Origin of the sequence: Cytobacillus sp. IB215665, from assembly GCF_033963835.1 — a bacterium.
GTDB lineage: Bacteria > Bacillota > Bacilli > Bacillales > SM2101 > Nanhaiella.
Genome location: NZ_JAXBME010000005.1, coordinates 342,688 through 358,371 on the forward strand (window position 1 = coordinate 342,688; position 15,684 = coordinate 358,371).

Here is a 15,684-nt window from a genome sequence, read left to right on the forward strand (position 1 = left end):
TAGATCCCGTCAGAATAAAGAAGGCTTTTCAATACACTGAGTAAATGTATAAAAATATATTTTATCAAAAATTAAAAGCATGGTCTGTCATTCATATTACAGAATGTAAGTAGTTGATTCTTTATAATAAACGCTAAGCTGAGTAAAAGATATTAAAATCACAAGCAAATATAATGATGTGCTTGTGTAGATACTAAGGTATTCGGTCAAGAGATACTAATAGATTAGGTAAACTACATAAATTAATTACTTCAATAAAACTTAAAAGGGAGACTGAATTATTAATATGAACATCAAGTCAAAGCTTAAGGGCAATCTATCTCTAATCGTAGTCATAGCACTATGCGTTGTAATGGGTTTAATATTTCTCTTGCTTGCAAACATGATAAAGGGAACAGAGTTATTATTAATAGATAAGGTAATTAGTGATATTTTTATTGTTGAACACCAATCACTTATTTTTAAAATGTTTGAATTTATCGCCTGGTTTGGTTCTACAACAGGTATCGTTACACTCGTTGTTGTTATGATAATATTCTTAAGACTCAAGTATCGTGATTTTAAGGGAATTATCCTTCTTGTAATAATGGTTTTGTTCTCAAATGTGCTTAATAAAATGTTAAAAGAATTTTTTCAAAGGGAGAGGCCTGACATTCATCCAGCCATACAAGAGGGTGGTTTTAGTTTTCCTAGCGGTGGAGCATTGATAGGATTAGTAGCTTATGGTTTAGCTACATATTTAATTGTACATAAACGTACAGTACTAAAAGAAAAAATCATCATAGGCTTTTGTGGAGGGGTACTAATAATGTTAATCGGTATTAGTCGGATTGCATTGGGAGCACACTTTCCAACAGATGTCATAGCAGGCCATATGCTCGGGCTAATTTTATTAATATTAGCTATATATTTACATAACTACATTCCAAATACCTTTTTGAAAAAATAAACAACGTAATACAAAAGTTGTAGTTGTGTACGTTTTGATAAATTAATTTGAAAAACAACTTAAATTATACATTAAATTATTATATAAATACCCTAGCCTCATACAAAATGGCTAGGGTATTTATATTTTTGGAGCTCAGATAATCATCACCTTTCAGATGATGTCCTCGTTCATAAATTTCAGTAGAATAACTGGATAAAATTAACAGATGTTAATGTAAAGTTGACAATTATATGCTTTTTGTTACAGAGTTATTTATTCTAGTAGAATAAGTGTACGAAAACTAATAAAATATATAAAAACAGGATAAATATGGATTGGGGGGCATGAGTAATAAATGATGAGAGTAAGTAGAAAGCCGATAAAGTCACATATAAATATGTTAAAGACAATAAAGCGTAGGTAATTGAAATGAGTAAATTGTAGTCAAATATTTATACTAAGGGTATGGAGATTTTATGATAGATAATAGATTAGAATATGACATAAATAGTTTTCAATCAGAAAAACAAGTGAAAGAATTACTACGTTCTTGCTATGGAGATGATGAACAGTCAAAGGAGTATTTCTTAAGAGGATTCAAGAGTACCATGAAAATATGTTCCATTTCTGTTTCATATAATAAGAATTTAGTCGGGATGGCAGTAGCTTGGAAATCGGTATTCCACCCATACTGTACGTACATATCTATAGCTGCTAAGCCATTATATATTGTTGACATGCATAAATTACTTAAACAACTTCAGTACTATTGTGACGATATGCTTCCTTTACAAACATCAATTTGGGAAACCTCGCTTAAGCTAAAGAATTTCTATGAATCAACGGGTTTCAAAGAAGTTAGAAGAACGTATAACAGTTTATTAGATCTTTCATCTGTAGCTGATTTGTCAGTGATTGTAAACGAATTACAGCTTAAACATGCTGAACACTCGGTAGTGAGCCTTTCGGATATTAGCTTTAACAACAAACTTAAAGAAGAAATTGTTATGCTCATAAAAAAGACGTATGAATCAACACATACTACCAACCCATTAGGTATTCATGACTTAAATAAATGGGAACAATTAATTTTTAACGAAGACACCTTTTTAGAAGGTAGTTACATTATAGTGCATAAAAGCAATGTATTGGCATTTTCGCTTTTACACTATTCAGATGATATGAATAAACTAGAATTTGGATGGCGTGGAACAAAGAATGGTATAGATGAAAATTTAATTTTACTACTGACAGCCTATCAAATTCACTTCGCAAAAACTAGAGCATATACAGCAATTGAAGCTGAAATCGATAATACTGATCCATATTCTGTAGCAATGGCAAGTTTTTTTCCGTTTTCACCTTCGCCGACGCTCATAACATATCAAAGGTAATTGGAGGATACCTAATATATTATAAAATTTTTTGGAAATTGTTTATTTTATTCAGCATGATTATTCAGGTTGTGTTGATAAACGAGGGTAGGATCATCCAAATAATTACCTTTCTAAAATTCAGAGTCTAGAGGAGGACAGTGGTTTAAACCCACACCAATCACTGTACAGATCGTAATTATAGTCTTTGTATGAATAGCATCAAAAACTCTATAGAAATGACAGAAGATCCAATTGCATTGAAATCTCTTGCGGTTTTACGTGATGAATGGGAAAAACATCAATGGAAGGGGTTCGTTAAGTTTGATTTCAGTGACTTTAAGGAATTAGCCATCTTTTCAGGTGCAAAATCCCCAAACAAAATTATTATACTTACAGATGTATATTGTGGAAGTTCAGGTGATTCTTTTGTTGAACTAAGTTAAAAGTCTTCAAAGGTCACAGTAATTGGCAGACCTACAGCTGGTTTAAATGACTACTCTAGCCTTGCAGTTATGAAATGGGATAATTTGTTCGAGCTATATGGTATCCAACTACTAGGTTAACTAGAATTGATCAAGGTAGGTGGATGTCAGGTGTAGGTATTAAGTCTAATGTTTATATTCCTTGGACACCGTTACATATTGTTGAAGACATAGATTTAAAGAAAGCACAAAAGATTTTAATGAAGTAAAGCATTCATTAAAATGGAATGAAGTAAGATCTGATTTACGACTTTTACAAAACAATTATTGTTCCTTAGAGTTCATTTGATAAAAACAACTTACATTCATGATATAGTCATTGTTACTTAGACGCTTTTAAATTAAAAAGCGTTTTTCTTTATGTAAAGCCAGTTCGGGGCAAAGAAATTATACTTTGGACTAATCCAACTTATACGGTAGCTATGACGCTTTGAGCTTTTACATTGATGATAAAACCAGTAGAATTATCATTGTTGGTAACATGTGCTAATACATACAACCATCTTCTTTATCATATGATTAACTTTTTTTATGTTAGATCAACTGTTGAGAAGTGAGCATTATTTTTTACATATTATTACTTCAGTCTATGAAAATATAATTTCAATTACATATTAAAGCTTTAATAATAAAGGATTTATCAATTTATATCTAGTAATGTTAGTAAAGGCTATTTGCTTATCAACAATAAAAACAGATTTTGTGACTATGCATTTTTTAGAAAAGGGTGAGTGGTTATGGAAGCAAAAATTTTAGTTGTAGAAGATGATTTATCGATTAGTGAAATGGTTGAAGAATACTTGATAAAAGAAGGGTATTCGATAACGACTGCATATGATGGAAGAGAAGCTGAAAGAATACTAATGAATAACGAATTTGATTTGATTTTATTAGACATTATGCTTCCACAACTTAATGGTATAGATTTATTAAAGATAATCAGAGAAAAAAGTACGATCCCAATTTTAATCATGTCAGCTAAGGACAGTGATGTTGATAAAGCATTAGGTTTAGGTTTTGGTGCAGATGACTATATCGCAAAGCCATTTTCAATGATAGAGTTGTCTGCTCGTGTGCAAGCAGCAATTAGGCGAGCTAAACAATATTCGCAAAATAGGGAAACAAATGAAACGAAGATAGTGAAATATAATGGACTTAAAGTTGACCTTAATAATTTTTCAGTTAGTAAAGATGGGAAGGAAATTAAGCTAACTTCAAAAGAATTTCATATTTTGAAGTTATTTATTTCACATCCTAATAGGGTTTTTACTAAAGAGCAGATTTATCAATTGATATGGGATGATGGTTATCTTGGAGATGAGAATATCATTAATGTACATATGAGAAGGTTGCGAGAAAAAATTGAAGAGAACCCTTCTTCGCCTATTTATATTAAAACTTTATGGGGCATTGGCTATAAGTTAGGGGACTTTTGAAATGACTTTTTTCTTGCTTATGGTAATAGGCCTATTAACAATTGTTATTTTCGTACAATATAAATCGATGCGTAATCGAGATAATGATATAACATACATCTATAAGAAGCTAAGTAACATTATTACTCAAGATTCTAGTGAAAAGTTATTACTTGTCACAAGTCATAACGAGCTACAAATGCTGTTAATTGAAATTAATCGGCTATTGAATAAGAATCAACAAGTTATTTCTGATTTCACTAAATTAGAAATATCGATGAAGAAAATGCTTTCAAATATTTCTCACGACTTAAAAACACCATTGACTGTCGTGTTAGGTTATATTGAAACGATCATTCAAAATCCTAATATAAACCTGGAAGAAAGAAATAGATTATTAACGAAAATACATAACAAAACGATTGAAGTATCTGAACTCATTAATAAATTTTTCGATTTAGCAAAACTGGAGTCAGGGGATAAAGAAATAGCATTGACTAGAGTGAATATGAATGAGATTTGTAGAAAAAATATATTGAGCTTTTATGATATTTTAACAGCAGAAGGTTTCGAAGTTGTTATAGATATACCTGAAAATACTATTTTTTCACTAGCAAATGAAGAAGCTCTTGATAGAATATTAAACAATTTAATTTCGAATGCGATTCAATATGGAAGTGATGGAAAGACAATTGGAATTAGCTTATCGAACGATCCCGAGTACGTATACGTAGAAGTTTGGGATAAAGGGAAAGGGATTCACGAATTACATAAAGACCTAGTATTTGAACGGTTGTTTACCCTTGATGATTCAAGAAATAAACAGTTTCAAGGGAGTGGACTTGGACTTACAATTACGAAGAGACTGATTGAAGAATTATCAGGGGAAATAACTTTACATAGTATACCACATGAAAAAACAAGTTTTTGCTTTAAATTAAACAGATTAACATTATGAGCAATCTTAAGATTTTTGTAAGAAATAAGAGATAAAAAAGAAAATTATGATGGGTATGATATGACATAGAAGCTTTAAGAAAGGGGAATGAACATGACTTTTATTTTGAAAACTAACCAGTTGACTAAAGTAATAGAAGGTAAAGAAATAATTTCTAATGTAAACATGAAAGTAAAAAAAGGTGAAATTTATGGTTTTTTAGGGCCTAATGGGGCTGGTAAAACAACAATTATGAAGATGATAACAAACTTATTTAAGCCAACGAGTGGTGAAATAGAGATCTTCGGTGAGAAATTAACGAACACATCTTATGAAATTTTAAAGAGATTGGGAAGCATTATTGAGTATCCCATTTTTTATGAAAAGCTTACAGCAAAGGAGAATTTGGAGCTGCACTGTGAGTATATGGGATATCACGATAAAAGTGCTATAAATCATGCGTTACAACTTGTTAATTTAAAAAATGTAGACGATAAAATGGTTAAACACTTTTCGCTCGGTATGAAACAAAGGCTAGGAATAGCACGAGCGATTATTACAAAACCTGAGTTATTAATCTTAGATGAACCGATTAATGGACTTGATCCTGTTGGCATAAAGGAGCTAAGAGATTTATTCAAAATGTTAAGCAAGGAGTACGGTATTACGTTACTCATTTCGAGTCATATATTAGGAGAAATTGAACAAATTGCTGATACAATTGGCATCATTAAGGATGGAAAATTAATAGAGGAGCTTTCAATGGATAAGGTTAGACAATTGAATACTGAATGTATCGAAATGGTAGTTACAGATTGCAAAAAGGCTGTTTTTGTTTTAGAACATGTGCTTAGCATATCGAATTTTAAAGTAATCGATAAAAAGTGTATAAGAATTTATGATTCAAATATTTCACAAAGTGAAATTTCCAAAGCGTTAATTTTAAAAGATGTCGCCATTGAATCTATTACAAAGAAAAACAATACACTAGAGGAATATTTCTTAAAAATGATTAATGGGGATGGGAAGATTGCTTAAACTGAATGAGGTAAGTATTGAGGAAGAATAAAAGTAAAAGCATAAACATGAGAGGTGGATATGATGCTAAATTTAATGAAATTAGAATTAAAGAAACATAATTTTAAAGGAATTATGAGAGGAGTAATCATAGCGAATATTTCAATTACACTTTTTTTTGCAATGATTTATTATATAGATAAAGACAACTTTATCCCAGATTATAATGAGTTATTTTTAATAATTGATACGTTTGTTAGAATTACCTTTGTAATCTTTGCGGCAGTTCTTATTGCTAAATTAATTATTGATGAATATAAAAATAAAACAATATCTGTCTTATTTACTTATCCTATTAACAGAAAAAAATTGATATTTTCAAAGCTGATCATGATTAGTGGATTCACTTTTTTTACAATTTTGTTATCTAATATAATTATATCTACTATTTTTATTATACTTGAGTCATACAATCATTATATCCCAGATGTTATGACGACGGATTTAGTTGTAAATCATTTTAGTAGAATAGTGCTTCAAGCTCTTGCAGCTTCAGGTATTTGCTTAATTCCGCTTTATTTTGGCATGAAGAAAAAATCAGTACCAGCAACGATAGTTTCCTCCATAATTATTATTTCAATACTTAATTCAAATAATGGTGGCTTTTCCTTAAGTTCAATTATTGTCATACCATTGGCTTTATGTGCTATTGGAGTAGGGATTGCTTACGTATCGATAAGAAATATAGAAAATGAGGATGTTTTGTAATGGCTGTTTTCACATTGATTGTTGCTTTTCGTACTAAAAAATAAATACGTATAACCCAAGCATTCGTGATATCTTTGCTCATGTAACATGAGTTCAATGCATAAGTTTATTTTAATGGTGGTTTTCCCTTAATTTCCATTATTGTTATATCATTGGATCTATATGCTATAGGAGTAGTAGTTGCTTATGTATCTATGAGAAATATAGAAAATGAGGATGTTTTGTAATGGCTGTTTTCGTATTGATTGTTGCTTTTGGAACTAAGAAATAAATACATATAAACCAAGCATTCGTGGCATATCTTTGCTCATGTAACATGAGTTCAATGCATGGATTTAGTTGTTGTTATCCTATATTAGTCTCAATAGCAACAAATCGAAAAGGGTTCCCTGATATTAAGCGCTTAAGTTTACTTGAACGTTCAATATTAGTCTGTATTGGGTATTGCCTTAGTAGGAAAGGTACATCTTCTAAGCCTCAGGTCTTAGCAACAATTAGAGCTCAAGAGCGTTAATGGTAACGGGAATCTCCAGTATGATAAATATTAGCTAACTAAAAGGGGGAAATTTTCAATGAGGAAAATTACACTTGTAGGTATTGTAATTGGTACGTTATTAATTGCTGCATTTGGGTTTAGTATGACAACCGGCGGAACTACTCAAAGAGATGAAACAATTGAGATAAAAAAAGATCAAGCGAAAGAATTAGATGTTAATCTTTTCTTTGGAGTAGGTGATATACGTGTATCTGAAGGAACAAATGAATGGGTTGAAGGAAATATAGCATATAAAGATGAGAAATTAAAACCTGATGTATCATATGATGTAAGAAGAGATACTGGGAAGGTAGAAATTACCCAAAGCAGTAAAACTTCCTTTTTTGATTTTAATTTTCATATACCTGGTAAAGGTAGCTTTAAGAATGAATGGGATTTAAGGTTATCAGATGAGGTCCCTATAGACCTTAATGTTGATGCTGGGGTATCTGACACTGAATTAGATTTACGTGGTTTGTTGTTAAGTAATTTAGAGATTGATACTGGTGTTGGTGATATGACATTAGATTTAAGTGGTGATTGGGAAAACAGTTTTGATGTCCGTATTAACGCTGGTATAGGGAGTACAACAATTCTACTTCCTAATGAAGTTGGAGTAAGGGTTCATTCAGAAAAGGGGATCGGTGCTGCTAATTTTAAAGGGTTGATTTCTGATGGTAACGGTATTTATGTAAATGATGCCTTTGAAAATGCTGATGTGATAATAGATATTGATACAGATGTCGGTATTGGTGAAATTACATTTGAAGTTAAATAATGTAACGCCATATATATTGAATATTAAAAATATTTACAATTATATTGAATTAACACTTCTCTCTGAACGGTGTAAATATCGTTTAGAGAGTGATTTTTGACCTAGTAATCCTTAGAAGGTCCTATTCGTAGGGATGGGAGTGTAGAGAGTGAAGAGGTTGGGATGGTGGGGTATATTTTTATTGGCGGTTGTAATTTGCAGTTATGTACTGTTACAATACGGCTTTTTTGGTTCAGAAACCTCAGGGTTTATAAGTGATAAAATTGAACAATATGGACCACAAAGTAAGATGTGGTATGTGTTACTCTTTGTTCATGTTTTCGGTAGTTTATGCTCCTTGTTGCTCGGTCCATTTCTTTTATCAGAAAGGTTCAGGAAAAGAAATATTTATGTTCACAAAATGATGGGCAAAGTTTATCTCCTTAGTGTTTTCATTGGTGGTATTTCAGGTTTATTTTTAGCATTTTACGCAACAGGGGGCTTGATAGCACAGCTTGGCTTTGGATTGTTATCTGTAAGCTGGTTATTATCTGGCTTAATTGCTCTAAAAATGATTAAAGAGCAAAAAATCCATTTACATCGCAAATGGATGATTAGAAACTATGCACTGACATTTGCAGCAGTGATGTTACGAATATGGTTACCAATATTTATACTGATCTTAGGTGAGGCTTCGTTTCATAATAGCTATCAAATAATCTCGTGGTTATGTTGGGTTCCTAATCTGATTGTTGTAGAACTGGTTATGAGGACACAATCCTTTCAACAAAAACCTTTGTAGGTTTAAATAATGAGAGAATGCAATGTTTTATTGCGTTCTCTTTTTTTGTGGTTGAGAAAAACACATGATATATAGAAAGACCATATCCAAAAAAAGAAAACGTTTTCCAAAATATCATTACTTATATACAGCTTGCTTTTTCATTATGATTATAAAGTGGATTTCTATACTCTTTGAGGAGGATAGAAGAATGGTTTTAGGAGGGTAAGCTATGAAGAAAAAGCCGCTGATTATTTCTGTTTTTTTGATTATTATAGTTACGGTAGTTGGAATTATAATTGTAAAATATGATGGACAAACAGAACAACCCGCACAAAAGAAAGTAGTGTATTTAGATCCAGAAGCTTTGATAGAAGATCGTGTCCAAGACTTATTATCTAAAATGACAGTTGAAGAAAAAGTTGGACAGCTGATTCAAGCTGAAGAAAAATCTGTAACGAAAGATGATGTAAAGGATTACTATTTAGGTTCAATATTGAATGGTGGTGGATCCTTCCCTGAACTAAATGTGGAGGAAAGTAGCACAAGGGAATTGTGGGAAGAAATGGTAGATTCTTATCAAGATGGAGCTTTGGCAACTAGATTAGGTATACCACTTATTTACGGTGTTGATGCAGTTCATGGGCATAATAATGTTAAGGGTGCAACAATATTTCCGCATAGTGTAGGTTTAGGCTCAACGAGAAATATTGATTTAATACGTGAAATAGGAAAAGCGACAGCAAAAGAGATTAAATCCTCGGGCCCTAACTGGACATTTGCACCTACTGTAGCGAGTGTTCAAGATATACGCTGGGGAAGGTCCTATGAAGGTTTTGGTGAAAATGCCACTTTAGTAGCTGATATGGGTGTGGCTTATATTGAAGGATTTCAAGGGACTAGCATTAGCGATTTAAAACAAACCTCAAAGGTAGTTGCGACAGCAAAGCATTTTATCGGTGAAGGTTATACAGATGGTGGAAAAAACCAAGGTGATATAACTCAATATACTGAGGAAGAAATTATTGAAATGGATAAGGAAATTTACGAAAAAGCAGTAAAAGCTGGAGTTAGAACAGTTATGGCATCCTTTCACAGCATACAAGGATTAAAAATGCATGCTAATGAACGATTATTGACAGGCTTTTTAAAGGATGAATTAGGCTTTGATGGATTTGTTATTTCTGATTGGTATGGAATACAACAAATTACTATAGATCATAACGGAAATTCTGTTTCTGGATTAAAAGAGCAAATCAAAGTCTCTGTTAATGCTGGTGTTGATATGTTAATGCAGCCCGAGAACTGGAGAGAGACGTTTAAATTAACATTACAATTAGTTAATGACAATGAAATTACGATGGAACGGCTTGATGATGCAGTGTCTCGTATTTTACGAGTGAAATTTGAGGCGGGCTTGTTTGAGAATCCTAAAACTGATCAATCACTTGCTGATTCGTTCGGGTCAGAAGAACATCAATCTTTAGCACGTCAAGCTGTGAGCGAATCTTTAGTATTATTGAAAAATGATGAAGTAAATGGGCAACCAATTTTTAATCAATTACCTGAAATGGATAAAATATTTGTAGCTGGTAAAAATGCAGATGATATTGGTAACCAATCAGGAGGATGGACGATCACTTGGCAAGGTGAATCTGGTGATATTACTGATGGGACAACTATTGTTGAAGGGATAAAAGAAGTAGCTTCTAATAAAACTGTTACGTACGATGTTAATGGCAAGGGTGCTGCCGGGTATGATGTGGCACTTGTCGTTATTGGTGAAGAACCTTACGCAGAAACTGATGGTGACACGAATGACCTTAATTTAAAGCAAGTTGACCTAGAAACGATACAAAATATTCGTACAGAAGATCCTAATATCCCAATTATTGTAATACTTGTAGCTGGTAGACCTATGATTGTAACAGAGCAAATGGATGATTGGTCAGGCTTAGTTGCTGCTTGGCTCCCTGGGACTGAAGGTGCAGGCGTAGCAGATGTACTGTTTGGTGATAAAGACTTTACCGGTAAGCTCCCTATTAGCTGGCCAACTCATTTAGATGCTTATGACAATCGTGACAAGTTTGATGAGTATATTTTATTTGACTACGGCTTTGGCTTAAGTAAGTCAGAGGTGACACCTTAGTTAAGTGACTAAACGAAGAGAATTAACTGTCTGAGCTACGATAATTGCTCAGACAAATGATTAAATACTAACTCAAAAAAGCACCTTGCAGGCGGTGCTTTTTGAGTATCATTTTATGAGTCTCTCAATGAGAATTTGAATCCATTCTGTAAATATAGATTCAATATCGCTATACTCAAAATCGTTAGAGAAAACAAGCCTTTGCAATTGCTCAGGTAAAAGGTGTAGCTTTTGCCTAAGTTCTGCATTATCCATAGATTCATCATCAAGGAATATTAAATGTTTTTTGTGCTCTGATGTAACGAAAACACGTCCAGTATATTCTTTTCCGTTGATATATGTATAAATATGCCCTCTTGTATTAGGTCTACAGCGAATATGATTTCCTTTTAATTTAAGGAGTGAGTGTTCAAAGGAAGCCAATTGAGTTTTACTTATATAAAACTCCTCCAAAAAATACTTATTTTCGGTATGTCTCTCACTATGTACATCAAAAACGTCATAGATTAACTTTATCTCTGGATTGCTAGAGATATTTTTATTTACGTTATTATAGAATTTTTTAAAAGGCATTAATTGATCTTTTAGTAAAAAATCGATATTGCTATGATCCAAACTACAGCCATAGCTTAGTATAAATACAGTTTCCAATGATTTTTTCCCCCAGTGCAGCTACTGATATCAACTAGTTTAAGCATATCATCGTGTTTAGAAATAGTACACAGAAGCTAAGTAAGAAAGAGCCCCATCTGTATAGATGGAGCTTTAATTTAAGAAGCTTTTACTTTTTCGTTCTTTTTATCTCTTTCAATCTTGCCACTTCCTACCGATAGTGCAACGATTATTCCAAGACCAATGAAGATCAGACCTGTTAAGAAGACGGTGGAAAAGGATTGTGTCCACACTGATTGAATAGTGTTAACAACTATATTACTTACATCTTCTGGCATGTCAGGTGTCATAGGTGCAAGCATGGTTTTAAGTAAATCATCTGTTTTTCCAACTAAGCTATCGAGAATACCAGAAGCAACTTGATTAGTTTCAGTTGAAGCTGCAGCAGCTAACTTTGTTTCGATTGATTTATTCATCACCGCATTTAAAACGGTGATCCCGATTGTTCCGCCAATTGAACGGAAAAAGGTTGAGGCTGAAGTAACAGCACCTAGTCGAGATTTAGGAAATTCATTTTGGACAGCAATCATAAGTGTTGGCATGACAAGCCCCATTCCAAACCCCATGACAATCATATAACCATATGCTATAAATTGATTCGATTCTACTCCCATCGTACTCATTAGATAAAATCCAGTCATCGTAATTGCCATGCCAGCAGTTAATACTGTACGGTAGCGAAGGCGAAGCAGTAATCTTCCTCCGATAATACTTGCAACGATAAGGGAGATCATCATTGGCGTCATTGTAGATCCAGCTTCTGTTGGGCTCACACCAAAAATATATTGCATAAACATTGGAACGAACATAATTGCTCCGAACATTCCTAAGCCTAATAAGAAACCTAAACCACTTGTTGTTGCAAAGACACGGTTTTTAAATAACTGTAAATCTAATATTGGCTCCTTCGCCTTTCTTTCAATAAATATGAAAATAATGAGTAATATTAATGAACTGCCAAATATGATATAACTAGTACTTGAAGCCCAATCAAATTTATCTCCACCAAATGTTAAACCTAGTAGTAGCAGTATAACAGATGGAATTAATGTGAAAATCCCTAAAAAGTCGATATTTACTTTTTCTTTCCTTGAAAAATCCTCTTGCTTTAAGCCGATAAAAATGAGTACAGCTGATAGTATTCCAAATGGGACATTAATGAGAAAAATCCAGTGCCAGCTAATTGTATCGACGATAAATCCACCAATGAATGGCCCAATGACTGAGCTTAAGCCGAAGATAGCCCCAAAAACACCTTGCCATTTAGCACGTTGTTCGGCTGTGAAAATATCACCAACGATTGTTTGTGATAACGGCATAATCATACCGCCGCCAATTCCTTGTATTCCTCGATAAATAATAAGTTGCTCCATAGATGAAGCAGTGGCACAGAGTGCCGAACCTATCATGAAGATAATAACTCCTAACAAATATAAGCCTCTTCTACCGTATAAGTCGGCTAGCTTACCTACAATTGGAATGACTGTTGTCGAAGTGATTAAATAAGCTGTTGTCACCCATGCAAATATTGAAAAACCATTTAGTTCATGAATAATGGTTGGCATGGCTGTTCCAACAACAGTTTGCTCGAGTGCACTAAAAAACATCCCAATGATTAAGCCAGTTAAGACTAACTTTGTATTAATACCTTGTTGTGTGCCCAATTTTCTCCCCGCCTTTTTGTTTAATATATACAATGTGTTTAATTCATCATTAGTATGCCGAAATTAAAGTATTAAAGGTAATGATGATTAGAATGAATTTATATAATAAAAGTTAAACACTAACGACCATTCGGTCGTTAGTGCGAGTTTTATGAATAATGAGGATGCTTTTTCATGGTTAATGTAGCGAAAATAAGAAACCAATTTATAAATAGGCAGTTATGTTATACTTTTCTTACATATAATGTATTCAATTAAATATACCGACCATTCGGTCATAGTATATGATAATCAACTTCATAAGTCAAATATAAAGCTGTGAATACGAGCTTATTGAAATTGTATAACGATTAGGATAAGATGAAAGAAAACGACCGTTCGGTCACATAAGTATGTATTTAAACTTTTTTGCGTAAGGTTCTTTTCGTAATCTTTGTCGCTATTCCAAGAAAATTTGAGCTACTAATTGGTAGTTGTAGCCATTTTCAATGTTATAGAGAAGGGAAGATGCCACGAACACTATATGAATACGTGTTTAAGTTATAGTGTGTAAAACAGCTACCAATGCAAAAACAGCCTATTTGAAGTATCTAAATGAGAACCAATATATTTGCGTTTAATATGAATGATTAAAATTGTTGAACTTCTGTACAAAACTCCTCGAAATTACCTTGGTGGCTTGAGGAGAACATATTAATAAATTTCCTTCGTTTCGAAGGTTACGATCTTCCATTTCATGATCAATTATTAGGGAGAGGAATCAAATTGAAGAGTAGAAAGCAAGAAATTGTGAATTCAGCAATGAAGTTATTTGCTAGAAAAGGCTATCATGCTACATCTATGCAAGAAATAGCGGTTCAGAGTGGAATTGCAAAAAGCTCATTATACAATTATTTCAGTTCTAAAGAAGAATTGTTAATGACTATTTTTAAGCATTACTATGACGTTCTGTTTGAAAAAGTTTCGATGGTAGAAAGAAACTCAAATCTAACTCCAAAAGAAATACTCATTGAGCAAATTAGTGTGCAGCTCCAAGAAGCAGTGAATTATAAGGATTTTATGCGACTGCAAATGAGAGAACAAATCATTCAAGTCAATGATGACATTCGTCAATATATCTTTCGTATGAGATCGCAATTTTTAAGTTGGTATAGATTGCGTTTACTTGAAGTATATGGTGATAAAATAGAAAAACATTTATTAGATTGTGTAACGATGCTAAATGGAATTCAAAAGGAATATACATTTAATTTACTTGTTGGCGAAGCAGAATTGGATGTCAAGAGGATGGGCGCTTTCATTGTGCGTAGACTTGATGCCATTGTTGAGAGCATTATGGATGATGAAGAGCCCTTATTGACAAAATCTATTTTTGACCATGAAATGATAGGGGAACGGACTGCAAAAGAGCATTTGATAGATCAAATTATTCATAGCATTCATAAGATGAGAGAGCATATACAAGAGACGACACTTGGGGAGACAGAGAAAGAAAGATATGTTTCGACACTCCTTGCACTTGAAGAGGAAATGAACAAGCAAGAGCTTAAAGTGGTGTTAATTGAAAGCCTCTTATTTTTCTTAAAAAACCAGCATGATTTGCTAATCAATAGTGAAGTGAAAAAAATAGAAAAACTTCTTGAGATTTATTTGTAAATGCTCTTTTCGTAAACTTTGTTGTTATTTTTGTTAAAATGGATAGTTGTAGAATTAAAATAAAGTCACGCTGTTTATAAAAAAGATGCGACGGTATTCTTCTTTGGATAAGACTTTATAAAGACCTAAATTAAACAGGTAGATAAATTAAGGGACATTACATATTTTATGACTAATAATATGTAATGTCCTTTCTTATTCCCGAATTGGGCCATATTGTGGAATAACAAGTAATTTTGATTAATTATTTATTAGGTTAAATTACTGTTGAATTTAACAGGCTTAATTAGCGTGCTTCCATTATAGTGAAAAATGACAAAATCCCATCTCCGTTTATGAGGGGGATTTTTAAAGTTTTATAAGTAGGATAAGCAGCCAACACGGCATATAAGAATTAGCTAAGACCATGTAGATGAATTCGTGCCTGATTTTTATTTATAAGACTTATTTTGTATTGTGTTTACTAAAAAGTACTGGAGAAGGCAATAGAATTCACTTTAAACAGTAGTGATTATGAGTTGAATTTCTAAACGGTATTTGTGGT

Annotated in this window: 13 protein-coding genes; 11 read left to right on the forward strand and 2 right to left on the reverse strand. The window is 32.7% G+C overall.

What is annotated here, in order from left to right; all coding sequences use genetic code 11:
* The first annotated feature begins 286 nt into the window (after nt 1-286).
* The 10 genes from SLH52_RS09790 to SLH52_RS09835 all read left to right on the forward strand — a co-directional run bounded on the left by SLH52_RS09790 (nt 287) and on the right by SLH52_RS09835 (nt 11,148).
* A complete protein-coding gene (locus tag SLH52_RS09790; protein ID WP_320209076.1) occupies nt 287-949 on the forward strand; it encodes a phosphatase PAP2 family protein in 663 nt (220 codons plus the stop codon).
* Nucleotides 950-1,407: 458 nt separating this feature from the next.
* The gene (locus SLH52_RS09795) at nt 1,408-2,325 is read left to right on the forward strand and encodes a hypothetical protein (RefSeq protein ID WP_320209077.1); all 918 of its coding nucleotides are present in this window, start codon (nt 1,408-1,410) and stop codon (nt 2,323-2,325) included.
* Nucleotides 2,326-2,516: 191 nt separating this feature from the next.
* Nucleotides 2,517-2,750, forward strand: a complete 234-nt coding sequence (locus SLH52_RS09800; RefSeq protein ID WP_320209078.1) for a hypothetical protein — start codon at nt 2,517-2,519, stop codon at nt 2,748-2,750.
* A gap of 776 nt (nt 2,751-3,526) precedes the next feature.
* Nucleotides 3,527-4,225, forward strand: coding sequence for a response regulator transcription factor (locus tag SLH52_RS09805; RefSeq protein ID WP_320209079.1), 699 nt, complete (start codon nt 3,527-3,529; stop codon nt 4,223-4,225).
* 1 nt (nt 4,226) lies between these two features.
* Nucleotides 4,227-5,162: a sensor histidine kinase gene (locus SLH52_RS09810; RefSeq protein ID WP_320209080.1), complete on the forward strand. Its 936-nt coding sequence runs from the start codon at nt 4,227-4,229 to the stop codon at nt 5,160-5,162.
* A 93-nt stretch (nt 5,163-5,255) separates the two neighbouring features.
* Nucleotides 5,256-6,179 (forward strand): ABC transporter ATP-binding protein, encoded by a 924-nt coding sequence (locus tag SLH52_RS09815; protein ID WP_320209081.1) that lies wholly within the window; start codon nt 5,256-5,258, stop codon nt 6,177-6,179.
* Nucleotides 6,180-6,242: 63 nt separating this feature from the next.
* Nucleotides 6,243-6,926, forward strand: coding sequence for an ABC transporter permease (locus SLH52_RS09820; RefSeq protein WP_320209082.1), 684 nt, complete (start codon nt 6,243-6,245; stop codon nt 6,924-6,926).
* A gap of 572 nt (nt 6,927-7,498) precedes the next feature.
* Nucleotides 7,499-8,239, forward strand: coding sequence for a toast rack family protein (locus SLH52_RS09825; RefSeq protein ID WP_320209083.1), 741 nt, complete (start codon nt 7,499-7,501; stop codon nt 8,237-8,239).
* A gap of 148 nt (nt 8,240-8,387) precedes the next feature.
* Nucleotides 8,388-9,020, forward strand: a complete 633-nt coding sequence (locus tag SLH52_RS09830) for a DUF2306 domain-containing protein (RefSeq protein ID WP_320209084.1) — start codon at nt 8,388-8,390, stop codon at nt 9,018-9,020.
* A gap of 211 nt (nt 9,021-9,231) precedes the next feature.
* A complete protein-coding gene (locus SLH52_RS09835) occupies nt 9,232-11,148 on the forward strand; it encodes a glycoside hydrolase family 3 protein (protein WP_320209085.1) in 1,917 nt (638 codons plus the stop codon).
* Between the two features lie 108 nt (nt 11,149-11,256).
* On the opposite strand, the gene SLH52_RS09840 is transcribed toward SLH52_RS09835, so the two are convergent.
* Together SLH52_RS09840 and SLH52_RS09845 are read right to left on the reverse strand one after the other, a co-directional pair.
* Nucleotides 11,257-11,799: a hypothetical protein gene (locus SLH52_RS09840; RefSeq protein ID WP_320209086.1), complete on the reverse strand. Its 543-nt coding sequence runs from the start codon at nt 11,797-11,799 to the stop codon at nt 11,257-11,259.
* Nucleotides 11,800-11,918: 119 nt separating this feature from the next.
* Entirely contained in the window at nt 11,919-13,427 is a 1,509-nt protein-coding gene (locus tag SLH52_RS09845) for an MDR family MFS transporter (RefSeq protein ID WP_413785507.1), read from the reverse strand.
* An 822-nt stretch (nt 13,428-14,249) separates the two neighbouring features.
* On the opposite strand from SLH52_RS09845, the gene SLH52_RS09850 reads away from it, so the two are divergent.
* Nucleotides 14,250-15,140 carry a helix-turn-helix domain-containing protein gene (locus tag SLH52_RS09850; RefSeq protein WP_320209088.1) on the forward strand — a complete coding sequence of 297 codons (891 nt, stop codon included), beginning with the start codon at nt 14,250-14,252 and terminating at the stop codon, nt 15,138-15,140.
* Nucleotides 15,141-15,684 lie beyond the last annotated feature (544 nt).

Excerpts from the sequence above, each read along its gene's own strand:
- SLH52_RS09790 (WP_320209076.1), top strand. The coding sequence starts at position 287 with ATGAACATCAAGTCAAAGCTTAAGGGCAATCTATCTCTAATCGTAGTC.
- SLH52_RS09795 (WP_320209077.1), top strand. The coding sequence starts at position 1,408 with ATGATAGATAATAGATTAGAATATGACATAAATAGTTTTCAATCAGAA.
- SLH52_RS09800 (WP_320209078.1), top strand. The coding sequence starts at position 2,517 with ATGAATAGCATCAAAAACTCTATAGAAATGACAGAAGATCCAATTGCA.
- SLH52_RS09805 (WP_320209079.1), top strand. The coding sequence starts at position 3,527 with ATGGAAGCAAAAATTTTAGTTGTAGAAGATGATTTATCGATTAGTGAA.
- SLH52_RS09810 (WP_320209080.1), top strand. The coding sequence starts at position 4,227 with ATGACTTTTTTCTTGCTTATGGTAATAGGCCTATTAACAATTGTTATT.
- SLH52_RS09815 (WP_320209081.1), top strand. The coding sequence starts at position 5,256 with ATGACTTTTATTTTGAAAACTAACCAGTTGACTAAAGTAATAGAAGGT.
- SLH52_RS09820 (WP_320209082.1), top strand. The coding sequence starts at position 6,243 with ATGCTAAATTTAATGAAATTAGAATTAAAGAAACATAATTTTAAAGGA.
- SLH52_RS09825 (WP_320209083.1), top strand. The coding sequence starts at position 7,499 with ATGAGGAAAATTACACTTGTAGGTATTGTAATTGGTACGTTATTAATT.
- SLH52_RS09835 (WP_320209085.1), top strand. The coding sequence starts at position 9,232 with ATGAAGAAAAAGCCGCTGATTATTTCTGTTTTTTTGATTATTATAGTT.
- SLH52_RS09845 (WP_413785507.1), bottom strand. The coding sequence starts at position 13,427 with ATGTTTTTTAGTGCACTCGAGCAAACTGTTGTTGGAACAGCCATGCCA.